Origin of the sequence: Bosea sp. RAC05 (assembly GCF_001713455.1) — a bacterium.
GTDB lineage: Bacteria > Pseudomonadota > Alphaproteobacteria > Rhizobiales > Beijerinckiaceae > Allobosea.
Window position 1 is genome coordinate 539,013 of sequence record NZ_CP016464.1, and the last position, 23,551, is coordinate 562,563.

The 23,551-nt window shown below is 69.8% G+C and carries 16 protein-coding genes and 1 pseudogene; 14 read left to right on the plus strand and 3 right to left on the minus strand.

Annotated elements, in window-relative coordinates; translation table 11 throughout:
* The first annotated feature begins 80 nt into the window (after positions 1–80).
* The 3 genes from BSY19_RS06075 to BSY19_RS06085 are packed head-to-tail and all read left to right on the plus strand — an operon-like array spanning position 81 to position 3,516.
* Positions 81–1,523 carry a CpaF family protein gene (locus BSY19_RS06075; protein WP_069053365.1) on the plus strand — a complete coding sequence of 481 codons (1,443 nt, stop codon included), beginning with the start codon at positions 81–83 and terminating at the stop codon, positions 1,521–1,523.
* A 27-nt stretch (positions 1,524–1,550) separates the two neighbouring features.
* The gene (locus BSY19_RS06080) at positions 1,551–2,528 is read left to right on the plus strand and encodes a type II secretion system F family protein (protein WP_069053366.1); all 978 of its coding nucleotides are present in this window, start codon (positions 1,551–1,553) and stop codon (positions 2,526–2,528) included.
* Between the two features lie 10 nt (positions 2,529–2,538).
* On the plus strand, positions 2,539–3,516 hold the full coding sequence (locus BSY19_RS06085) for a type II secretion system F family protein (RefSeq protein ID WP_069053367.1): 978 nt from the start codon (positions 2,539–2,541) through the stop codon (positions 3,514–3,516).
* A 236-nt stretch (positions 3,517–3,752) separates the two neighbouring features.
* On the opposite strand, the gene BSY19_RS06090 is transcribed toward BSY19_RS06085, so the two are convergent.
* Positions 3,753–4,652 (minus strand): tetratricopeptide repeat protein, encoded by a 900-nt coding sequence (locus BSY19_RS06090; RefSeq protein WP_069053368.1) that lies wholly within the window; start codon positions 4,650–4,652, stop codon positions 3,753–3,755.
* 112 nt (positions 4,653–4,764) lie between these two features.
* Between BSY19_RS06090 and BSY19_RS06095 the strand changes: the two genes are divergently transcribed.
* From BSY19_RS06095 to BSY19_RS06110, 4 genes are all read left to right on the plus strand, one after another.
* The gene (locus tag BSY19_RS06095) at positions 4,765–6,150 is read left to right on the plus strand and encodes a leucyl aminopeptidase family protein (protein ID WP_069053369.1); all 1,386 of its coding nucleotides are present in this window, start codon (positions 4,765–4,767) and stop codon (positions 6,148–6,150) included.
* Positions 6,151–6,231: 81 nt separating this feature from the next.
* Entirely contained in the window at positions 6,232–6,585 is a 354-nt protein-coding gene (locus BSY19_RS06100) for a MarR family winged helix-turn-helix transcriptional regulator (RefSeq protein ID WP_069053370.1), read from the plus strand.
* Between the two features lie 64 nt (positions 6,586–6,649).
* Positions 6,650–7,354 (plus strand): META domain-containing protein, encoded by a 705-nt coding sequence (locus BSY19_RS06105; protein WP_069053371.1) that lies wholly within the window; start codon positions 6,650–6,652, stop codon positions 7,352–7,354.
* Positions 7,355–7,370: 16 nt separating this feature from the next.
* Positions 7,371–8,243, plus strand: coding sequence for a C40 family peptidase (locus BSY19_RS06110; RefSeq protein ID WP_069053372.1), 873 nt, complete (start codon positions 7,371–7,373; stop codon positions 8,241–8,243).
* On the opposite strand, the gene mutS is transcribed toward BSY19_RS06110, so the two are convergent.
* A complete protein-coding gene (gene mutS / locus BSY19_RS06115; RefSeq protein ID WP_083247423.1) occupies positions 8,240–10,984 on the minus strand; it encodes a DNA mismatch repair protein MutS in 2,745 nt (914 codons plus the stop codon). The two genes, BSY19_RS06110 and mutS, sit on opposite strands and share 4 nt — an antisense overlap.
* A gap of 94 nt (positions 10,985–11,078) precedes the next feature.
* On the opposite strand from mutS, the gene BSY19_RS06120 reads away from it, so the two are divergent.
* The 6 genes and pseudogenes from BSY19_RS06120 to BSY19_RS06145 all read left to right on the plus strand — a co-directional run bounded on the left by BSY19_RS06120 (position 11,079) and on the right by BSY19_RS06145 (position 21,081).
* A complete protein-coding gene (locus BSY19_RS06120; RefSeq protein ID WP_150129513.1) occupies positions 11,079–13,007 on the plus strand; it encodes a methyl-accepting chemotaxis protein in 1,929 nt (642 codons plus the stop codon).
* A gap of 81 nt (positions 13,008–13,088) precedes the next feature.
* Positions 13,089–14,921, plus strand: coding sequence for a methyl-accepting chemotaxis protein (locus tag BSY19_RS06125; RefSeq protein WP_069053374.1), 1,833 nt, complete (start codon positions 13,089–13,091; stop codon positions 14,919–14,921).
* 152 nt (positions 14,922–15,073) lie between these two features.
* Positions 15,074–17,358, plus strand: a pseudogene (locus BSY19_RS06130) (NADP-dependent malic enzyme).
* A 225-nt stretch (positions 17,359–17,583) separates the two neighbouring features.
* Entirely contained in the window at positions 17,584–19,341 is a 1,758-nt protein-coding gene (locus BSY19_RS06135; RefSeq protein WP_069053375.1) for an ABC transporter ATP-binding protein/permease, read from the plus strand.
* 28 nt (positions 19,342–19,369) lie between these two features.
* Positions 19,370–19,945: a hypothetical protein gene (locus BSY19_RS06140; RefSeq protein WP_210184408.1), complete on the plus strand. Its 576-nt coding sequence runs from the start codon at positions 19,370–19,372 to the stop codon at positions 19,943–19,945.
* Between the two features lie 161 nt (positions 19,946–20,106).
* On the plus strand, positions 20,107–21,081 hold the full coding sequence (locus tag BSY19_RS06145; protein WP_069053376.1) for a lysylphosphatidylglycerol synthase domain-containing protein: 975 nt from the start codon (positions 20,107–20,109) through the stop codon (positions 21,079–21,081).
* 9 nt (positions 21,082–21,090) lie between these two features.
* Here BSY19_RS06145 and BSY19_RS06150 read toward each other — a convergent pair whose 3' ends face one another.
* Positions 21,091–21,810: a hypothetical protein gene (locus BSY19_RS06150; RefSeq protein ID WP_069053377.1), complete on the minus strand. Its 720-nt coding sequence runs from the start codon at positions 21,808–21,810 to the stop codon at positions 21,091–21,093.
* Positions 21,811–22,054: 244 nt separating this feature from the next.
* Here BSY19_RS06150 and BSY19_RS06155 point away from each other — a divergent pair, with 244 nt between their 5' ends.
* Entirely contained in the window at positions 22,055–23,293 is a 1,239-nt protein-coding gene (locus BSY19_RS06155; RefSeq protein WP_236840479.1) for a multidrug effflux MFS transporter, read from the plus strand.
* The last annotated feature ends 258 nt before the right edge of the window (positions 23,294–23,551 follow it).

A 23,551-nucleotide genomic window follows, 5' to 3' on the forward strand; every position in this document is an offset into this window, starting at 1 on the left:
CACCGTCGACAGGACCGTGAGCGGGACCGGGTTGCCCTACGGGCGGCCCGCTCTGGCCGTTTGCGTGCGAGAGGGTTGAGATGTTCGGAAAGCGATCCACCGGTGGAGCCGCAGCGCCCGCACTGGCCGTGAGGGCGCCGACGCCGACGGCCCCGGTCCAGCGTCAGCCGGAGCCGCAGGCAGCCGATCCCCGGCGCCCGGCGCCGGTCGCCGCCCCGGAGCCGCAGCGCTCCGAAGAATACTACCAGATGAAGAGCATGATCTTCGGTGCTCTCATCGAAGCCATCGACCTGTCGCAGCTCGCCAAGCTCGACGGCGAATCGGCGCGCGAGGAAATCCGCGACATCATCAACGAGATCATCTCGCTGAAGAACGTCGTGCTCTCCATCGCCGAGCAGGAGGAACTGCTCGACGACATCTGCAACGACGTGCTCGGCTACGGCCCGCTCGAGCCGCTTCTGGCGCGCGACGACATCGCCGACATCATGGTCAACGGCGCCACCCGGACCTTCATCGAAACCGGCGGCAAGATCACCCTCACCAACATCCGCTTCCGCGACAACGCGCAGCTGATGAACATCTGCCAGCGCATCGTCAGCCAGGTCGGCCGGCGCGTCGACGAGAGCTCGCCGATCTGCGACGCCCGTCTCGCCGACGGCTCGCGCGTCAACGTCATCGCCCCGCCGCTGGCGATCGACGGCCCCGCGCTCACCATCCGCAAGTTCAAGAAGGACAAGCTGACCCTCGACCAGCTCGTCAAGTTCGGCGCGATTTCGCCGCCCGGCGCCGAGATCCTCAAGATCATCGGCCGCGTCCGCTGCAACATCGTCATTTCCGGCGGCACGGGCTCCGGCAAGACGACGCTGCTCAACTGCCTGACCAACTACATCGACCTCGACGAGCGCGTCATCACCTGCGAGGACGCGGCGGAGCTGCAGCTGCAGCAGCCCCATGTCGTGCGTCTCGAAACCCGGCCGCCCAATCTGGAGGGCACCGGCGCCGTCACCATGCGCGATCTCGTCAAGAACTGCCTGCGCATGCGGCCCGAGCGGATCATCGTCGGCGAGGTGCGCGGACCCGAGGCGTTCGACCTGCTGCAGGCCATGAACACCGGCCATGACGGCTCGATGGGCACGCTCCACGCCAACACGCCGCGCGAATGCCTCAGCCGTATCGAATCGATGATCACGATGGGCGGGTTCTCGCTGCCCTCGAAGACGCTGCGCGAGATGATCTGCTCCTCGATCGACGTGATCATCCAGGCGCAGCGCCTGCGCGACGGCTCCCGTCGCATCACCCACATCACCGAGGTGATGGGCATGGAAGGCGACGTGATCATCACCCAGGATCTCGTCAACTACGACATCCTCGGCGAGGACGCGAACGGCAAGCTGCTCGGGCGCCATCGCGCCACCGGCATCGGCCGGCCGCGCTTCTGGGATCGTGCACGCTACTACGGCGAGGAACAGCGCCTCGCGGCTGCGATCGACGAACTCGAGCAGGGCGAAGCCAATGCGGCCTGACGCCGCCGCGGACCTGGAGGGACGGCCATGGATCTGAGCGTCGTCGCCATCATCCTGCTCGCGACGATCGCCGCGGGCGGCGTCACCTATGCGCTGTTCTACCCGATGCTCAGCGGGCAGGCCCGCGCCGAGAAGCGCCGCAAGGAGTTTGCCGCTCCGGTCACCGCGCGGGTCATGGACCGCGACGCGCAGGCCCGGATCAAGCGCGGACAGATCGCCCAGAGCCTCAAGGACATCGAAAGCCGCGAGAACGCCCGCAACAAGCTCACGCTGGAGCAGCGGATCCAGCAGGCCGGGCTCACCTGGGACCGCAAGAAATACTACATCTTCAGTGCTGCCACGTCGGTCGGCACGGCCCTGCTCCTCTTCGTGCTGAGCGGCAATTCGATGCTGGCGCTCGCGGGCCTGTTCATCGGGGCGCTGGGTGTTCCGCCCTGGTTCCTGCAGCATTGCCGCAACCGCCGGCTGAAGAAGTTCGGCAACGAATTCCCCAATGCCATCGACGTGATCACGCGCGGCATCAAGGCGGGCCTGCCGCTGAACGACTGCCTGCGCATCATCGCGTCGGAATCGGCCGAGCCGGTGAAGACGGAGTTCCGTCTCATCATCGAGAGCCAGACGCTGGGACTGCCGCTGACGGAAGCCATCGGCAAGCTCTATGAGCGCATGCCCTGCGCGGAATCGAACTTCTTCGGCATCGTGCTCGCCATCCAGCAGAAGACCGGCGGCAATCTCTCGGAGACGCTGAGCAATCTCTCGCGCGTCATCCGCGACCGCCGCAAGATGCGCGACAAGATCCAGGCCGTGTCGATGGAGGCGAAGGCCTCCGCCGGCATCATCGCCTGCCTGCCGCCGGCCGTCGCCGCCATGGTCTACCTCACCAGCCCCCGCTACATCGAGCTGCTCTGGATCACCCAGGCCGGCAAGTTCGCGCTCGTCGGCTGCGCCATCTGGATGCTGATGGGCGTCTTGGTCATGCGCAAGATGATCAACTTCAACATCTGAGGCCGCAGCGATGATTTCCCTGATCGCGGACAAGGCTGTCGACAGTCAGTTCCTGCTGTCGCTCTTCGTCGCGATCGCGGCGGCGGCGACGATCCTGACCATCGCCATTCCGCTGACCGAGGGTTCGAACCTCCAGAAGCGCATGAAGAACGTCGCCACCGAGCGCGAGAAGATCCGCGCCCGCGAACGCGACCGGCTCAATCGGCAGGGCGACCGCACCTCGCTCCGCCAGGAGCCGAAGGAATTCATGCGCCGCATCGTCCAGCAGTTCAAACTGGGTGATTGGCTCGGGACGGAGACGGCGAAGCACCAGCTCGCCATGGCGGGCTATCGCGGCCAGCAGGCCGAGGTCGCCTTCCTGTTCTTCCGGCTGGTGATGCCGATCGGCCTGTTCCTCTTCACGCTGTTCTACGTCTTCGTGCTCAACGATTTCGGCCAGTCGGTCATGGTCCGGATCGGCATGGCCGTCGGCGGGGCCTATGTCGGCATCAAGGCGCCCGAGCTGTTCCTGTCGAACCAGATCAGCAAGCGGCAGGCGTCGATGAAGCTGGCCTTTCCGGACGCGCTCGACCTGCTGCTGATCTGCGTCGAATCAGGCATGTCGATCGAGCATGCCTTTCGCAAGGTCTCGACCGAGATCGGCGGCCAGTCGGTGCCGCTGGCCGAGGAATTCGCGCTCTGCACGGCCGAGCTCTCCTATCTGTCGGAGCGTCGGCAGGCCTATGAGAACCTCTCCGCCCGGACCGGCCTCGAAGGGGTGAAGTCGGTCTCGACGGCGCTGATCCAGGCCGAGCGCTACGGCACGCCGCTTGGCACCGCCCTGCGCACGCTGGCCCAGGAAAGCCGCGACCAGCGCATGATGGAGGCCGAGAAGAAGGCCGCCTCCCTGCCGCCGAAGCTGACCGTGCCGATGATCCTGTTCTTCCTGCCGGTCCTCTTTGTCGTCATCATGATGCCGGCGGTCATCCAGGTGATGAAGCTGCAATAGGCGGCTCTCGCCCGCGCTCGCGGCCCGCTGTCGGGCTGTCGCGGGCTCTGCGGTGGCGGTGCAGGCAGGGCATCGCTCTCTCGACGAAGCGCAAGCCGTCCGCCGCGTCTCCGGCCCCGGGCAGAGCGGGACGAACCGACGCGGGTGGCCCATCGTGATGTCCAAGGGAGGAGTGAACGGAGCGGTGTCCGCTGCCGCGCTCTGAGGGACGACGGCGGGCTTCGGCCCGCGCCGTTTCAGCCCTGCGGTTCGCTCGGCTCGGGTGCGCGCGCCTGCGCGGGCGTGGCCTTGGCCCTGGGCTTGGCCCCGCCCGTCTTCAGCATCTCCCAGCTGTTGGGCTGGCTCACGCTGCGCTTCAGATAGGCGATCGTCGCCGCGGCTTCCGCCGGGCTCTGGTCCTGGCGGGCCAGGGTCTCGGCTTCGCCGAAGCGGCCCTGCAGGCCGAGCACGAGAACCAGGTTCTGGCGCACGCGCGGGTCGCTGCGGCCGGCGGCGACGGCCTCGCGCAGCACGCGCTCGGCCTCCGGCAACTGCCGGGAGAGGGCGAGCGACAGCCCCAGATTGGACAGGATCGTCGGCTCGCCCGGGGCGATCTTCAGCGCCGCCTGGTAGATCTGCTGGGCCCGGGCATGCTCGCCGAGCTGGTCGGCGACCGTGCCCTGCGCCGACAGGATGCGCCAGTCGGGACGCTCCGGGGAGTGGGCCCGCGACAGCACGTCGTCGGCCTCCTTCAGGCGGCCATTGTCGGCGAGCGAGCGCCCATAGGCGCCCAGCAGCGCACGGTCATTGCCATGCGTCAGCACGGCGCTCTGCAGTACGGCCAGCGCCTGGGCGTTCTGGTCGAGCGAGCGCAGGGCGCGGGCGTAGTAGAAGGCGGCGTCGCGGTCCTTCGGATTGGCTTCGTAGCGCTTGCCCCAGCGGTCGCTCTCGGCCTGCCAGTCGGAGGCGCTGCGCGGCTGCGTGGCGCTGCCGCCGATGGAACCGGTGATGTCCCCAAGCCCCCCGCGTCCCTGGCAACCCGCGAGGGCGAGGCCGGCGAGGCAGAGCGACAGAGCCAGGGTGGGGCGCGACAGCCGCCGCGGCGGCGCAAGGGCCCCCGATGGCGTGACAGGCAACGACAGATGACTGGAAAACATGGGTCTCACCGCCTCGCCACCATGGCCGATGTGGTTTGTCCGGTGATAAAACGTTAACCCTAACGCATTCTTAACTGGCCTCGGTCGCCCTCCCCATCAGGTAGCCTCCCCCGTGAACAGCCTCGTCGTTGCAGCGTCCCCGGCCGCGATCCCCGTCCATTGCGTCACGAAAACCGGCCTGCGGGCGCTGCTGGCCGATCTCGCGCCGGAAGCCCGGCGCTTCGCCGAAGCCCAGGGCTTCGCGGCCCAGCCCGGGCAGCACATCCTCCTGCCCGATGCCACGGGCGCCGTCGCGGCGGTGCTGCTCGGCGTCGAGGGCATCGAGGCGCGCCGTCGCGATCCCTTCGCCCCCGGGCGGCTCTCGGCCTCGCTTCCGGCGGGCGACTATGTCCTGACCGGCGAGACGGGCGATCCCGAGCTCGCCGCGCTGGGCTGGCTGCTGCAGGCCTATCGCTTCGACCGCTATCGCAAGCCGGTGCCCGCCGCGGCGCGTCTCGTCCTTCCCGACGGCGTCGACGGCGCGGATCTCGCCCGGATCGCCGGATCCGTGGCTCTGGCGCGGGACCTGGTCAACACGCCCGCCAATGACATGGGCCCCGCCGAGATCGAAGGCGCCATCCGCGCGCTCGCCGACGAGACCGGCGCGGTGGTGACCGCGATCGTCGGCGACGATCTCCTCGTCCGCAACTTCCCGATGGTGCATGCCGTCGGCCGCGCCTCGCCGCGCGCGCCCAGGCTGATCGACCTCGTCTGGGGCGATCCTGCCCATCCGAAGGTTACCCTCGTCGGCAAGGGCGTGGCTTTCGACACCGGCGGGCTCGATCTCAAGCCCTCGGCGGGCATGCTGCTGATGAAGAAGGACATGGGCGGAGCGGCCGCGGCGATCGCGGCCGCGCGGATGATCATGCTCGCCGGTCTGCCGGTGCGGCTTCGCCTGCTCGTGCCGGCGGTGGAGAACGCCGTCTCGGGCTCCTCCTTCCGTCCGGGCGATATCCTGCCGAGCCGCAAGGGGCTCAGCGTCGAGATTGGCAACACCGACGCGGAAGGCCGCCTCATCCTGGCCGACGCGCTCGCGCTCGCCGACGAGGAGGCGCCGGAGCTGCTGATCGATTTCGCCACGCTGACCGGCGCGGCGCGCACCGCGCTCGGCCCCGAGCTGCCGCCCTTCTATACCCATGACGAGGGGCTGGCGGCGGAGATCGCGCGGCTGGGGCAGGCGGTCAACGACCCTGTCTGGCGCATGCCGCTCTGGCCGCCCTATGAGCGCATGCTCGATTCGCGCATCGCCGATCTCAACCATGTCTCCGGTGGCAGCTTCGCCGGCTCGGTCACGGCGGCGCTGTTCCTCAACCGCTTCGTCGAGAAAACCGAGTCCTATGCCCATTTCGACATCTACGCCTGGACCCCGTCGGCCAAGCCCGGCCGGCCCGAGGGCGGCGAGTGCCAGGCGGCGCGGCTGACCTATGCGCTGGTGAGGCAGCTTCACCCGCCCGGTTAAGCCTGTCGCCAGAAGCCGATTGCGCCCGCTTCGGGGCGCGCTAATGATACGGGTCCGTAACGATCGGGACCCATCCTGCCCATGCCCCTCGAGATCAGGCCCTCGCAGGCACTCAGATTGTGGCGCCAGGTCCATCTCGACCTGGTGCGCGATGGGGAATCCGACCTTTCGGCCCGCCAGACGGCGATCCTGCTGACGATCTATCTGGAGCTGCCGCCGCACACCGTGCGCGGACTCGCCGCCCAGCTCGGCGTGACCAAGCCGGTCATCACCCGCGCGCTGGACACCATGGGCAAGCTCGGTCTGGTGACGCGCCGGCGCGACGAGACCGACCGCCGCAACGTGGTGATCCAGCGCACGGTGGCCGGAGCGCTGGCCGTCGAGCGCCTCGCCGATCGCGTCGTCGAGCGGGCGCGCGAGATCGGCGCCGGCTGAGCGGGCTCTGGTGACGAAGATGGCGCGTTGCGCTTATGGTCGCCGCCTGCGTCGGGGAATCACCATGATCTGGACACGCCGCCTCGGCCCGCTCGCTGGTCTCGTCGCTCTCGTCCTGAGCCCTGCTGTGCTGGCGGCCCCGCTGGGCGCCCCACCCTATACCGCGCGCGGTCAGGAGCCGGGCTGGCGGCTGACCATCGCACGGGACAGCATCGCCCTGGACATGGCGAGCGGCGAAAAGCTGCGGGCACCCACGCCGCGGGCGCGCCGGAGCGGCCGGCAGGCGCGCTACGACGTCGTTTTCGACGGCCGCCCCGCCAGGATCGCGATCGAGCGCCGCCTCTGCCGCGACACGATGAGCGGGATGCCCCATCCCGACACCGTCGCGATCCTGCGGCGTCAGCCGGTCCTGCGGGGGTGTGGTGGCGAGCCGCGTGATCTTCTTGGTGCCGGGGAATGGCGGGTCACGCAGATCGGCGGCCAGCGCGTGCTCGGCAAAACCCGGCCGACCTTGCAGTTTCTCGCGGATGGCGGGCTCGCCGGCAACGGATCGTGCAACCGCTTCCGGACGTCCTACACGCTGACCGGAGAAGGCCTCACGCTGGGTCCCGCCGCCACGACGATGATGGCCTGCGAGCCGCCGGTGATGGCGCAGGAGCAGGCGCTTCTGCGCCGGCTCGAGGGCGTCGGCAGCTTCGACATTCGCCCCGACGGCGCCCTCGTCCTCAAAGGCCGGGATGGTGAGACGCTGGTGGCGCGCCGCCCCTGAGATGGATCCCCGACAGATGAACACGACGCTCGACCGCCGGCTCACGCCGGCTCGCCCCGATCTGGCCGCCCGCCATCTGCAGGGCCTCGTCGAGGCGCGTATCTTCGTCGACCCCGAGCCGATGCGCGTGGCCGCACCCTCGGCGCCGCTGCGGCGTGAGCCGCGGCCCGACGCCCCGCTCGATACCGAGGCGCTCTGCGGCGAGGCGGTCGACGTCTACGAGCGCTTCGAGGGCTGGGCCTGGGTCCAGCTTCGCTCGGATGGCTATGTCGGCTACGTGCCCGACGACGCGCTGCGGCCGGATGCGCTCGCGCCGACCCACCGCGTGAGTGCGCTGCGAACCTTCGTCTATCCGGGCCCGTCGATGAAGCTGCCGCCGCTGGCGGCGCTGTCTCTGGGGGCCGGTGTCGCGGTCGCCGGCGAGAGCGGGGAGTTCCTGACGCTCGCCGAGTTCGGCCGCTATGCCACCGGCTTCGTCTTCGCGCCGCATCTGGCGCCGCTGGACCAGCCCGCGCCCGACTTCGTCACGGTGGCCGAGCGCTTCCTGAACGTGCCTTATCTCTGGGGTGGCAAGACCAGCCTCGGCCTCGACTGCTCGGGCCTGACGCAGCTCGCTTTGGCCGCCGCCGGCATCGCCTCGCCCCGCGATTCCGACATGCTCGAGCGGGATATCGGCGCGCCCGTGCCCTTCGACGACGCCCTGCAGGGGCTGCGGCGCGGCGACCTCGTCTTCTGGAAGGGCCATGTCGGCATCATGACCGACCCGGAGACCCTGCTCCATGCCACCGCCTATTCGATGACGGTGATGAGCGAACCGCTGCGCGCGGCCCGCGATCGCATCCAGGCCAAGAGCTTCGGCGCGATCACGAGCATCCGTCGGATCGGCTAGCCGATCCCCTTCAGACGATACAGCGCCTCCAGCGCTTCGCGCGGCGTCATCTCGTCGAGGTCGAGTCCGTCGAGGGCCAGCCGTAGCGGGTCTTCCGCCGGCAGAGCGGGCGGCGCGGCGGCGCGGCGCTGGGGCGCCGCGAAGAGCGGCAAATCGTCGACCAGCGAGGCGACCGGCTTCTCCCGCTCGCTCTTCTCCAGTTCGCCCAGGATGGTCCGGGCGCGCTCGACCACCGCCGGGGGCAGCCCGGCGAGCTTGGCGACCTGGATGCCGTAGGAGCGGTCGGCCGCACCCGGCACGACCTCGTGCAGGAAGACGACCTCGCCCTTCCACTCGGTGACGCGGACGGTCGCGTTGCTGACGCGCTCCAGCCGGTCGGCCAGAGCCGTCAGCTCGTGGTAATGCGTCGCGAACAGCCCCCGGCAGCGATTGACCTCGTGCAGATGCTCGATCGCGGCCCAGGCGATCGAGAGCCCGTCAAAGGTCGCGGTGCCGCGCCCGATCTCGTCGAGGATGACCAGCGCCCGCGGTCCGGCCTGGTTGAGGATCGCGGCGGTCTCGACCATTTCGACCATGAAGGTCGAGCGCCCTCGGGCGAGGTCGTCGGCCGCGCCGACGCGGGAGAACAGCCGGTCGACGATGCCGATATGCGCGCTCGACGCCGGCACGAAGGCCCCCATCTGCGCCAGCACCGCAATCAGCGCATTCTGCCGCAGAAAGGTCGACTTGCCCGCCATGTTGGGGCCGGTGATCAGGCAGATGCGCCCGCCCTTCGCACCGTCGCCCGGCGGGGAGAGGTCCGTCTCGTTGGCGACGAAGGGCTTGCCGTCGCGCTTCAGCGCCGCCTCGACGACCGGATGCCGGCCGCCGGCGATGGTGAAGGCCTCGCTGGCATCGACGAGGGGCCGGACCCAGCCCTCCCGCGCCGCCAGTTCGGCGAGCCCCGCGGCGACGTCGATCTCCGCCAGCGCCGCCGCCGCCCGCTTGATCGGCTCGGCCTGGGCGAGCACCGCCTCGCGCAGCGCGGCGAAGATGCCGAGCTCGAGCTTCAGCGCGCGGTCGGCCGCCGAGGCGATCTTGGCCTCCAGCCCGCCGAGCTCGACGGAGGAGAAGCGCATCGCGTCCGACATGGTCTGGCGGTGCACGAAGGTCGCCCGCCACGGCTCCTTCAGGAAATCCTCGCCGACGGCCTGCGGCACCTCGACGAAATAGCCGAGCATGGCGTTGTGCTTGATGCGCAGCGTCCGGCACCCGGTCTCGGCCGCATAGCGGGCCTGCAGCTGCGCGATCACCTTGCGCGAATCGACCTGCAGGAGGCGCAGCTCGTCCAGCGCCGGGTCATGGCCCTCCCGGACGAAGCGCCCGTCGCGCCGGTTGAGCGGCAGTTCCTCGGCCAGCGTCGCGTCCAGCCGCGCCGGCAGGTCGGGGTCGATCTCGGACAGGGCGCGCGAGGCCTTCGACAATTCGGCCGGCAGGGCCGCCCGGTCGAGCAGCATGACGACGATCGCCCGTGCCGCGGTCAGCCCCGCGCCGAGCGCGGCGAGGTCGCGCGGGCCACCGCGGTCGAGCGCGAGCCGTGCCAGCGCCCGGGCGATGTCGGGTACGCGGGCGAGCGCGGCCTGGAGATCCTCGCGCAGCGCGCCGTCGGCCACGAGCGCGGCGACGGCGTCGTGGCGCGCCGCGATCGCCTGTGGGTCGGTCAGCGGCCCCGCCAGGCGCTCGGCCAGCAGCCGTGCCCCGCCGGGCGTCACCGTCCGGTCGATCGTCGCGAGCAGGCTGCCGCCCCGTTCGCCCGACAGGGTCCGCGTCAGCTCGAGATTGGCCCGCGTCGCCGCGTCTATCAGCATCGTCTCGGTGCCGGAATCGCGCACGGGCGGGGATAGGGGCGGGCGAGCACCGAACTGCGTCCGCTCGACATAGGCCAGCGCCGCACCGGCCGCCGCGATCTCTGCGCGGCTGAAGTGACCGAAGGCGTCGAGCGTGGCGACGCCGAAGAACTCCTTCAGCCGGCGCTCCGCCGAGGCGGCGTCGAGCCCCTCGCGCGCGAGCGGCGTCACGGGCAGGCCGAGGTCGAGCCAGAAGGCCCGCAGGGCCGGATCGTCATGGATCGCGTCGGGGCAGACGATCTCGCGCGGCTCCAGCCGGGCGAACTCGATCGCCAAGCGCTCCTGCGGCGTCTCCATCACGCTGAAGCGTCCGGTCGAGATGTCGATCGCGGCGAGGCCGTAGAGGGCGCTGGCATCGCCGAGCTTCCGCCGTGCGACCGCGACCAGCAGGCTGGCCCGGCCGGGCTCCAGCAGGCGCTCCTCGGTGATCGTGCCGGGGGTCACGAGGCGCACGACGTCGCGCCGCACCACCGATTTCGGCCCGCGCTTCTTCGCCTCCGCCGGATCCTCGATCTGCTCGCAGACGGCAACGCGGTGTCCGGCGGCGATCAGCCGCTGCAGATAGTCGTCGGCGCGCTCGACCGGCACCCCGCACATCGGGATGTCGTCGCCCTGGTGTTTGCCGCGCTTGGTCAGCACGATGCCGAGCGTCCGCGAGGCGATCTCGGCGTCGTGGAAGAACAGCTCGTAGAAGTCGCCCATCCGGTAGAACAGCAGGCAGTCGGGATTGGCGGCCTTGATCTCGATGTACTGCGCCATCATCGGCGTGACGCGCGAGCCGTCCTCGCGGCTTGCGGCCACGGGGGTGGCGGGCCGATCGGCCGGATCGGCGAGAGACGGGCTGGCGCGGTGCATGGTGCCGGGACGCTAGCGTTTCGGGCCTGGGTTGGAAACCGCGAGGCCCCGGGCCTGCCCGTTCCGCGACCATTTTGGTGTGGATGCGCGCGGCATGATCCTGCAACGCAACAAGGTTCAGGATTCGTTAGCAGCAATCGCAGTAGATCATGGCAATGCCGTTCTCAGCCGCAGCAGGCCAGACGATATGCTACTGGAACTGACCCGGGGTCTCGGTTACCTCATCGTCGCGGCCGTGCTGGTGCCGCTGGCGACGCAGCGGCTCGGGGATTACCACCGACTCCGGCAGATCGTCATCGGCGTGATCATCGCGGCCGGCGGCAGCGCCAGCATGTTCGACCCCATCGTCGTCCAGCCCGGCATCCTGCTCGATTTCCGCAACATCGCCGCCGTTCTCGCCGGCCCGCTCGGCGGTCCGATCGCCGCCGTGATCACGGCCGCGGGACTGGCGGGCGCGCGGATCTACATCGGAGGCTCGGGAACGGAAGCCGGCGTCGTCGGCCTGGTGCTCTGCGCGCTGATCGGGCTGGGTGTCTCGCTCTGGCTCAGGCGCACGGCCCGCAGCCTGACCATGGGCGGCTTCGTCGGCCTGAGCCTCGTCGCGGCCTGGATGCCGGTGGTGATGATCACGGCCTATGTGCCCTTTCCGCGCGCCTGGGACCTGATGGTCGTGATCTCGGGACCGGCGGCCACGGCGGTCAATGTCGCCGGTGCGCTGCTGATCGGCTTCATCATCAAGAGCGACCATCAGCGCGTCGAGGCGATGCTGCAGCTCGAGGCCTGCACGGCCAACATGCCGGGCGTGATCTATCAGAAGATCCTGCGCCCGGACGGCACGATCCAGCACAAGCTGGCCAATTCCCGCATCGAACAGTTCCTCGACGTGACCCGCGAGGAGGTCGAGCGCGACCCCGAGAGCTGGCTGCGCTGGATGGTGCCCGAGGATCGGGAGTTTCTGGCCAGGTCGAACGCCGCCGCGGTGGCCGAGCGCACCCTCAAGCCCTGGCGCTTCGAGGCGCGGCACATCCGCGACGACGGCTCGCTGATCTGGCTGCGGACGGACGCCGCGCCGCGCCGTCTCTCGGACGGGTCGATCTGCTGGGACGGCATCATGACCGACGTCACCGCCGAGCGCACGCTGGCCCAGCAGCGCCAGGAGATGGACGAGGATCGCAAGGCCGCGGTCGAGGAGCTCGCCCTGCAGCTCGAGGCGAAGGTCGGCAAGGCTCTCCAGGAGGTCGCATCCTCGGTCCGTGGCATGCATGACGCGGCGAACGCGATGGCGGGCAGCGCCCACAACACGGCCCTGCGGGCCGGTGAGGTGACCCGCGAGGCCGATCTCGCCTCCCGCCGCGTCGGCAGCGTCGCGATCGCCGCCGAGGAGATCGAGGCCTCCATCCGCGAGCTGACGCGCCAGACCGCCCATGCCGACCAGACCGTGCGGGACGCGGCCAGCTATGTCCGCACCACCCGGCGCGACGTCGCCGGGCTCGGTGCCGCGGCTGACAAGGTCAGCTCCGTGCTGGATTTCATCGAGGACATCGCCTCGCGCACCAACCTGCTGGCCCTCAACGCCACGATCGAGGCGGCGCGCGCCGGCGCGGCCGGTCGCGGCTTCGCGGTCGTCGCCGGCGAGGTCAAGAACCTCGCCGAGCAGACGCAGAAGGCGACGCGCGACATCGCGGCGACGCTGCAGGACATTCGCGGCGCCGCGGCGACCGCTTCCGACGCCGTCGCCCAGATCGAGGTCACGATGACGACGATCGAGCAGACCTCGGGTGCGATTGCCGGCGTCGTCAGCCGCCAGGCCGACATCGCCTCCACCATCACCGTCGATGCCCAGGCGGTGGCGGGCAGCACCACCGCCGTGACCTCGAGCGTCGGTTCGGTGGCCGCCGAGGTCTCCGTCACCGGCGATGCGGCCGAGCGCGTGCTCGATGTCGCCCGCACCGTCGACGAGCAGACCGCCTCGCTCGACCGCTATGTCGGCGAGTTCGTCGGCAGCCTGCGGCGCAGGCTCTAGGCGCCCGGTCATGATGCGCTCGCCCGGCCCTCCCTCTCCTGTCCCGGGCCGACCGGTTCGGCCCTCGGCGAGTGCCGGGTGATGGACTTGATCATCGCCCTCGTCGAGAGCCTGTCCTTCATCCTGCTGGCGGCGCTCGCGGTCACGGTCCTCACCCCGAGGCTGGAGCGCTACAGACTGGCGCGGTCGCTCGTGGTTGGCCTGCTGTTCGCGGCGGCGGGCCTCGCCAGCATGACCCATCCCTTCCTGATCGCGCCCGGCGTGACCGTCAGTTCCCGCAACATCGCGGCGCTGCTGGCCGGTGTCGTCGGCGGTCCGCTGGCCGCCGGCGCCACGGTGCTGCCGTTGTCGCTGCTGCGCTATTCGCAGGGCGGCTCGGGCATGGTGATGGGCGTCGTGGGCATCCTGCTGAGCGGGGCCGCCGGGCTGGCGATCTTCTGGCGCAGGCCGCGCCGCGAGCGCAGCATGGTCAAGGGCGACATCCCCCTGATCGCGCTCGCCGCTGGCGGCGTCCTGCTCCCGACGCCGCTGCTGCTGCCGAACGCCGAGATGATCTGGACGGTCCTGACCCAGGCGCTGCCGCCGACGCTGGTCGTGAACGTGGCTGGCGCGACACTGGGCGCGCTGATCATCCTGATCGACGCCGACCGCCGGGAGATGGCCTACCAGTTCCGCAATCTGGCGGAGCGCGTGCCCGGCACCCTCTATCAGCGCATCGTCTCCCCCGGTGGCCGGGTCAGCTATCGCTTCGCCTCCTTCCAGCTCGGCGAATTGCTCGGCCTCAAGCAGGAGGAGGTCGAGCGCGATGCCCGGGTCTGGATCGACCGGATGATTCCCGAGGATCGGGCGCGTTTCGAGGAGAGCTGCCGGAACGGCTTCGATCCGAGCGACAACTGGCGCCTCCAGCTGCGCTACCACGGCAAGGATGGGGCCATCGTCGCCCTGCGCAGCGAAGCGACGATGCGACAGCTGCCGGACGGCACGCGGATCTGGGACGGAATCCTGTTCGACGTCACCGACGAGCGGACGCTCGAGGCGCGGCGTGCCGAGATCGAGGCGGCGCGTCGCCGCCAGCTCGACGATCTCGCGGGTCAGCTCGAAGTCACGGTCGGCAAGGCGCTGGGGGACGTCGCCCGCTCGGCCCGCAGCATGCACGAGGCTGCGAGCGCGATGATGCGCAGCGCCGACAACACGACCAGCCGGGCTGTGGCGGCGACGCAGGAGGTCGAAAGCGCCTCGAGCCGCATCGCCAGCGTCGCGCGGGCAGCCGAGGAGATCGACGCGTCGATCCGCGAGCTCAACCGCCAGGCTGACCAGGCCGACCGCTCGGCGCATGAGGCGGCGTGCTATGTCCGCGAATCGCAGCGCGACGTGGCCGGGCTCGAGACCGCGGCCGACAAGGCCAGCGACGTGCTGGGCTTCATCGAGGACATTGCCTCACGGACCAATCTGCTGGCGCTCAATGCGACGATCGAGGCCGCGCGCGCCGGTGCGGCCGGTCGCGGCTTCGCCGTCGTCGCGGGCGAGGTCAAGAATCTCGCCGAGCAGACCCAAAAGGCGACCCGCGACATTGCCGCCACCCTGCAGGACATCCGGGCGGCGGCGACGACGGCCTCGGGCGCCGTCGCCTTCATGGACAGGACGATGGGCGACATGGAGCAGAACGCCGGCGTGATCGCCCGCGTCGTCAACCGGCAGGCGGACCTCGCCTCCACCATCGCCGCCGATGCGCAGGCCGTCGCCGGCAATGCGGTGCTGGTGACCAGCAATGTCGGCTCGGTCGGTGACGAGGCGCATGTCACGGGCGAGGCCGCGCGTCTGGTCGTCGAGGCGGCGCGCACCGTCGAGGAGCAGACCGGCGCGCTCGACGTCTATGTCGGGCAATTCGTCGCCAGCGTGCGCCGCCAGCTCTGAAACGGGACGCGGGGCCGCCCTCGGCTCCGCGGGGCCGCCGACCTTTTGCCTCCTCCCGCATGCGCGATCCACGCCGGCCCGGCTTGTGGCTGCGCGAGCCGTTGCCTATGGTCCGCGTCCCCTAGGAAACGCCGACAAAAAAGAACAATCCCATGCCCGACCAGCCGCCGATCAAACGCACCCGCCCGACCTTCACCGACCAGGAAGCCCTGCTGTTCCACTCGGAGGGTCGTCCGGGCAAGCTCGAGATCGTCGCGACGGTGCCGATGGCGACGCAGCGCGACCTGTCTCTCGCCTATTCGCCGGCGTCGCCGTCCCGGTGCTGGCGATCGCGGAGGATCCGACCCGCTCCTACGACTACACGGCGCGGGGCAACCTCGTCGCGGTGATCTCGAACGGCACCGCCATCCTCGGCCTCGGCAATCTCGGCGCGCTCGCCTCCAAGCCGGTGATGGAGGGCAAGGCGGTCCTGTTCAAGCGCTTCGCCGACGTCGACTCGATCGATCTCGAGGTCGACACCGAGGATGCCGACAAGTTCATCGAGGCGGTGCGCTATCTCGGCCCCTCCTTCGGCGGCATCAATCTCGAGGACATCAAGGCGCCGGAATGCTTCATGATCGAGCAGCGCCTGCGCGAGCTCATGGACATCCCGGTCTTCCATGACGACCAGCACGGCACCGCGATCATCGCCGCCGCCGGCCTGATCAACGCGCTCGATCTCACCGGGCGCGACGTCAAGACGACGCGCCTCGTCATCAACGGCGCCGGCGCGGCCTCGATCGCCTGCACCGAGCTGCTCAAGGCGATGGGCTTCAAGCCCGACAACGTCATCCTCTGCGACACCAAGGGCGTGATCTACCAGGGCCGCACCGAGGGCATGAACCAGTGGAAGTCGGCCCATGCCGCCATCACGGACCGGCGCACGCTGGCCCAGGCGATGGACGGGGCGGATGCCTTCTTCGGCCTGTCGCAGAAGGGCGCGGTGACTCCGCAGATGGTCGCCTCGATGGCGAAGAACCCGATCATCTTCGCGATGGCCAATCCCGATCCGGAAATTACGCCGGAGGAGGTCCATGCCGTGCGCGACGACGCCATCATGGCGACGGGCCGCTCCGACTATCCCAATCAGGTCAACAACGTCCTGGGCTTCCCCTTCATCTTCCGCGGCGCGCTCGACGTGCGTGCCAAGACCATCAACATGGAGATGAAGATCGCCGCCGCCGAGGCGCTGGCCTCGCTCGCCCGCGAGGACGTGCCCGACGAGGTCGCTGCCGCCTATCAGGGCTCCCGCCCGCGCTACGGCAAGGACTACATCATCCCGGTGCCCTTCGATCCGCGGCTGATCCAGGTCGTGCCGATGGCGGTGGCCAAGGCGGCGATGGAGACCGGCGTCGCCGGCAAGCCGATCGTCGACATGAACGCCTACAAGGCGCAGCTCTCGGCCCGGCGCGACCCGGTCGCCGGCACGCTGAACCGCATCTTCGAGCGCGTCCGGCGCTATCCCAAGCGCGTCGTCTTCGCCGAGGGCGAGGAGGAGCAGGTGATCCGTGCCGCGGTGTCCTTCGTCAACCAGGGGCTCGGCCACGCCATCCTGGTCGGCCGCGAGGAGCGCGTCTTCGAGACCGCGACGTTCCTCGGCATCGACCTCGAGACCAAGGGCATCTCGGTCCAGAACGCGCGGCTGTCGAAGCGCAACGCGGCCTATGCCCAGTATCTCTACGAGCGCCTGCAGCGGCAGGGCTACCTGTTCCGCGACTGCCAGCGACTGATCAACCAGGACCGCAACCATTTCGCCGCGGCCATGGTCGCGCTCGGCGACGCGGATGCGATGGTCACCGGCGTGACCCGCAACTACTCGATCGCGCTGGAGGAGGTCCGCCGCGTCATCGACGAGAAGCCGGGGCACCGCGTCATCGGCGTCTCGATCGTGCTGTCGCGCGAGCGCACCGTGCTGGTCGCCGACACCGCCATCACCGAGATGCCGACGGCCAAGGAGCTGTCCGAGATCGCGATCGAGGCCGCGGGCGTCGCCCGGCGGCTGGGCTACGAGCCCAAGGTCGCGATGCTCGCCTTCTCGACCTTCGGCCACCCGGCGGGCGAGCGCTCGGAGAAGGTGCGCGAGGCGGTGAAGCTGCTGGACGCCCAGCGCGTCGACTTCGAGTATGACGGCGAAATGGCCGCCGATGTCGCGCTCAACCGCGATCTAATGGCGCAGTATCCCTTCTGCCGCCTCAGCGGGCCGGCGAACGTGCTGATCATGCCGGCGTTCCACTCGGCCTCGATCTCGACCAAGATGCTGCAGGAGCTCGGCGGCTCGACCGTGATCGGCCCGCTGATCGTCGGCCTCGACAAGCCGGTCCAGATCGTGCCGCTCGGCGCCAAGGACAGCGACATCGTCAACATGGCGGCGCTGGCGGCCTTCAACATCGGCGGCTGATCCGCCGCGCCCGGGCTGTGGCGGCGCGCGCCTTGCGCGCCGCGGCGGCCCTTTCGGCCGAAATCGAACGCGAAAGGCCCTCGCGCGCGCCCCGTTCATGGCGAGTTCACTTTCCGCAGGCCAGCCTGACGCCAAGGGCCGGAAAACCGGCAAGTGGGGGATGACGGGTTCGTGCGGGCGCCAGCTGAGACGCCGGGGAGGGAGGCTGTACCGGGGGACCGGCAGGTGGCGCTGCGCTTCGCGCGGCTCACCGGCGGCTTCTGGAGCGGTCGGACCGCAGCTCGGGCCTGGTTCTGGTCACTGCTGCTGGCCAGCGCCATCATTCTCTCCGTCTTCGCCAACGTCACCGTCAACCGCTGGAACGGCTGGTTCTTCGACGCGCTGGAAAAACGCGACAGCGAGAGCGCGCTGATCGCCATGGCGGTCTTTCCTGTGCTCGTGCTGATCGTGGCGGGGCTCGGGGTGGTGATCCTGGTCTCCCGCGAGACCTTCCAGGTCCATTGGCGGCAATGGGTGACGGCGAGGCTTGCCGATTCCTGGGTGGGACAGCGCCGCTTCTTCCGGCTCAGCCTCTCCGGCTACGAGCCCGCCAATCCGGAATACCGCATTGCCGACGACGTCCGCTGGGCGACGGAGCCGGTGGTCGACTTCGCGATCGGCCTGCTCTCGGCCGTCATCACGATCATCACCTTCATCGAGATCCTCTGGAAGATCGGTGGTTCGCTGACCGTCGAGGCGGGCGGCACGACGGTGGTGATCCCGGCCTATCTCGTCCTCGCCGCGATCGTCTATGCCGTGCTGGTCTCGGGGCTGATCACCATCGTCGGTCGCAAGCTGCCCGGCCTCATCGCCGCCCGCAACGAGGGCGAGGCGCGCCTGCGCTTCTCGCTCATGCGCATCCGCGACCATGGCGAGACCATCGCCCTGTCCCGCACCGAAGCGGGCGAGCGCCGCGCCGTCGCGCGCACCTATGACAGCCTCGTCGGCCGCTGGCTCGCCATGATCCGCCAGCGCGGCCGGCTGACCTGGATCACCAATGGCAGCGGTGCGCTGGTGCCGGTGGTGCCGCTGTTGCTGGCGGCGCCCAAATACCTGTCCGGAGACATGTCCCTGGGCGGCGTCGTGCAGGTCGCAGCCGCCTTCGTGATGGTTCAAAACGCCTTCAACTGGGTCCTCGACAATTTCATGCGCATCGCCGAATGGCTGGCGGCGGCCCGGCGCGTCAACGAGCTGGCCGACGCGCTGGAGCGTGTCGACCACGAGCCGCCGGGCGAGCATCTCGCGATCGCGCCGAGCGCCGACGGCCTGCTGCATCTCGAAGAGGTGACCCTGATCGACCGCGACGGGCGAACCCTCGTCGCCGACATCTCCTGTGCGCTGACGCCCGGGACGACCCTGCACATCTCGGGCGAACTCGGCCTCGGCAAGGCCGCGCTGATCCAGGCCGTCGCCGGCCTCTGGCCCTGGGGGCGCGGCGAGATCCGGCTTCCGGAGGGCGCCTTCGTCACGGCCGTGCCGCACAAGCTGCACCTTTCGGAGGGCAGCCTGCGCGCCGTCCTCGAAACCGGCCGCACCCTGCCGGAGGAGCAGCTGCAGACGGTCCTGCGGCGCTACGGCCTGTCCTCGCTCGCTCCCATGCTCGACGAAACCCGCGACTGGGACCGGGAACTCGCCACCGGCGACCGACAGCGCCTGGCGCTGGCCCGGGCCGAGCTGGAGCAGCCCGACATCGTCCTGCTGGACGAGGCCACGAGCGCCTTCGACACCGACGCCGCGCTGGAACTCCTCGACCATCTGCGCGCCGCGCGGCCCGAGGCCATCATCATCGCTTTCGGCCAGGGCGCCGGTTTCGCCGAGGCCGCGACCCACCGCCTGCTGCTGAAGCGCGCCGGCGGCGTCGTGCGGATGGCGGCACGCCCCGCCGCCGCCGATCCAGCGGCCTCCCCCCTCGCAGCTCCCGCGCATGCCGGACCTGCCGAATGACCCTCACCGCCTTCTGGAGCCCGAGACGATGACTGCTGCCGCGATGAACATCTGGGACGTCTATTGGGGCCTGCGCGTCGAGCAGTGCCCCTGCGACGTGCATTTCGTCGAATGGCTGGAGGAGCTCGGCCTCACCGGCCAGCGCGTCTACCATTTCGGTACCGGCGGCCATCACTATGTCGGCATCCGCTGCGCCGAGCCCGAGCTCGACTGCACGGTGCTGGGCATCACCGCCTCGCCGAAGGAATACGACGCCTTCGTCAAGCTCGCGACCGGCAACCCGACCATCACCAAGACCTACAGCGCCTATTTCGGCGACATCTATACCAGCAATGCCAAGCTTCTGCCGCGCTTCGACATCGTCACCCTGTTCCATGCCTGCGAGTTCAGGACGGAGGCCAATGACGCCTATGGCGCGCTGACCGACCGCGAGGTGATCGACCTCTTCACGGCCCAGACCGATGCCGGTGGCTACCTGCTGTTCTATACCGGCTCCTTCGCCTATGCGACGGCCGAACCGATCATCGCCGACTGGGCGAAGACCGCCCCGGTCGAGGAGGTGGCGTCCTTCAAGACGCTGCGGGTGTTCCGCAAGGCCGGATGAGGCACCCCCGCGCGCGGGTCATGGCGCGTATTCGTCGCGCCGACCCGCCTTGTGGATTGGCGCGCAGGCGCTATGTCTCCGGCCGGGGCCACCTGCGCCTCGTGCCCGCAATCGGCGCTGCCGGCTCTTCGCCCCGGTGCCAGAACCGACCATGAGTGCGCATGTCGTTCGGCCCGCTCGAGCCTGGAATGCCGCCGCGTCGGCGCAGCCGCTGGTGGTGGCTGGGTCCGCTCGCCAGCATCGTCATCTTCGGCGCTTCGCTGGTGGTGCTCTGGTACATCGTCCGGGAGATCGAGCCCGGCGAACTCGCCAATGCCTTCGCCAATGCCAGCCTGCGCCAGCTCGGCCTGGCCTGCGGCTTCACCGCCCTGAGCTACCTGCTGCTGACCGGATATGACGCGCTGGCGCTGAAACGGCTCGGCCTGTCGATCCCCTATCGCACGACGGCGCTCGCCTCCTTCACCAGCTATTCGGTCTCCTTCACGCTGGGCTTCCCGATCGTGACCGGCGGCACCGTGCGCTACTGGATCTATTCGCCCAAGGGCGTGCGCGCCTCCGAGGTCGCGAGCCTCACCGTCATCGCCGGCCTGACCTTCTGGCTCGGGCTGGGCGCCATCCTTTGCGTCAGCCTGTTCTACGCCACGCCCTCGGTCGCGATGCTGGCGCGCACCTCGCCCCTCGTCGTGCAGGCGGTCGGCGCGGCCGTCGCGGCTGGCACCATCGGCTATCTGCTCTGGATCGCGAGCGGCGAGCGCACCATCCGCGTCCGCGGCTGGAACCTGCCGCTGCCGGGCCTCGCCATCACGCTCGGCCAGATGTTCCTCGGCGCGGCCGAGGTCTGCGCGGCGGCGGCCGTGCTCTTCGTCCTTCTGCCGGGCGGCCATGGCATCGACTACCCGACCTTCCTGGCCGTCTATGTCTTCGCCTGCCTCGTCGGCATCGCCAGCCATGCGCCCGGCGGGCTCGGGGTCTTCGAGGCGACGATGCTGGTCGCGCTCAGCCGGCTGCCCTTCGAGCCGGTGCTGGGCGCGCTGCTGATCTTCCGGATCATCTACTACATCCTGCCCTTTATCCTGGCGCTGGTCCTGCTGGCGCTGAACGAGATGGTCCGGCGCATCCGCCGCCACGAGCGCTGAGGCCGGCCCTCACTTCAGCGCCACCACGATCAGCAGGAACATCAGCACGAGGGCGATCTGCTTGAGGCTCCAGTTGATGCGGCCCAGCAGACCCGGGGTCGTCTCGGCGGGGTCCTCATCGTGGGACGGAGCGGGCTCGGCCTCGCCTGCGCCGGCCGGCTGCCATTCGAGGGTCTCGACCAGCCCACGCGCGGGCGCGCTGACACGCCCGTCGGCCTCGACGCCCAGAAACCAGGAGACCGGCACGCCGGGCGCGGTCTCGCGCTCGCTCTCGCGCACCCACAGGCTCGTCACCGCCGTCATCGAAAGTCTGTGCGCCAGCCCGCCACCGACGGCACCGGCGAGCCCGTCGAACACCCGCTGCGGCGCGTAGATCTCGGCGAGATAGGCGCCCTCCGGCTGATCCTCCGTCTCGCGGAAGCTCAGGATCAGCAGGGCGCGGGCTTCCCCTGCCGTCGCGAGGGGCCGGATGGTCAGCGCGAGCCAAGTGGCCTCGCCGGGAAAACCGGCCCGCATCAGCCGGTCGCCGGCGAGCTGGGCCTGTCCCTCGATCCGCGTCGCGTCCTCGACCTGGCCCTCGCGCAGCGTGAAGCCGCCGACCATGCGCAAGCCACCGGCGACGAGGCGCAACGAGCGTCCCAGCCCCTGGATATAGCGGTCGGGCGAGCCCTCGACCGTCATCAGCCCCTGCGCCATGGCGACGCGTCGCGTCGCGCCTGTTTCGACCATCGGATCACCGCTCCCCAGCTTGCCTCAAAGATAACAGGTCGTCGGCCGACGACGAAACCGATTACCATCGGCGCGCGACCGCGGCTTGCGCCGGGCTTTTCATGGCACGGCCTCAGGCGTCCTGTGCATGGCGAGCCCTGTTCAAGCCGGGTTGTCACGCGTTTCCCGAAGCCCTAGAGCGGCAGACAGGGGCTTACGACCATCTGCGCCCGCCGTCAGGCGTGAGGCGCCCAGACAGGCTGCCATGACCGACGCATCCCTGACCGCCGGGCCCCGCCACGGCATGCGCTTCCGTTTTTTCGTTGCCCTGATGGCCGCGCTGATGGCGGCCAACGCGCTCGCGATCGACTCGATGCTGCCCGCTCTGCCGCAGATGGCCGAGGCGCTGGGCATCGCCGGCGCCAACGACCGGCAATGGATCATCACCGCTTATCTGCTCGGCTTCGGCTCGGCGCAGATCGTCTACGGCACGGTGTCGGACCGCTTCGGGCGGCGACCCGTCCTGCTCTTCGGGCTCGTCGTCTACGTCGCGGCGAGCATCGCGGCCGCCTTCGCCGGCTCCTTCGAGACGATGATGGTGGCCCGCGTCGTCCAGGGAATCGGTGCCGCGGCGACGCGCGTCCTCGTCGTCTCGATCGTGCGCGACTGCTATTCCGGCCGCGACATGGCACGGGTGATGTCGCTGGCGATGATCGTCTTCCTCGCGGTGCCGATCCTCGCCCCCTCGATCGGCCAGGCGATCCTGCTCGTCGCGCCCTGGCGCTGGATCTTCGGCGTTCTGACGATCTTCGGTGCGCTGGTGATGCTCTGGGTCATCCTCAGCCTGCGCGAGACGCAAAGCCCCGAGGATCGCAAGCCGATCGAGATCGCGACGGTGGTCGCGGCCTTCCGCACCACGCTGACGACGCGGCTCGCCGTCGGCTACATGCTGGCGATGGCCTTCGTGCTCGGCGGGCTCTTCGGCTTCATCAATTCGGCCCAGCAGGTCTTCGTCGACGTCTTCCATGCGCCGGAATGGTTCACCACCATCTTCGCGCTGATCGCGATGTTCATGGCCGCCGCCTCGCTGCTGAACGCGCGCATCGTCGGCCGGCTGGGCATGCGCCGCGTCTCCCATGGCGCGCTGCTGGCCTATATCGGCCTGACCGGCGTCCATGCCCTGGTCGCCTGGTGGGGCTACGAATCGCTCTGGAGCTTCGCCGCCTTCCAGGCCGGCGCGATGTTCTGCTTCGGGCTGGTCGCGCCGAATTTCGGCGCGATGGCGATGGACCCGCTCGGCCATGTCGCCGGCACGGCCTCCTCGGTCCAGGGCTTCGTCACGACGATCGGCGGCGCGCTGCTGGGCTTCTACATCGGCCAGCATTTCGACGGCACGGTCGTGCCGCTGACGCTGGGCTTTGCGCTGTGCGGGCTGGTGGCGCTGGCGATCGTGCTGGTGGCGGAGAAGGGCCGGCTCTTCCGCCCCGCCGCGGGCCGTCACTGACGCGACCGGTCGGGTCCCTTGCGCTCGGCTGAAAAGTCCGGGCGCAGCTGCTCTGCAACGACGCTGCGGTCAGCCTCGTCCAGGCGGCGCGGCAAGGGGCCGTTCGTCCCGCCAGGGGCGCGCGCAAGGCTGTGGGGGATGGAGGGAGGCGTACGCCGGGAGAGGACCGGCGCCGATGTGTCTGCGGGGCGGGCCTCGAGGCCCTCATCCGCCGCCATCGAGGCGACGGGCATGCCGGGAATCGTCTTCAGTCCGGGT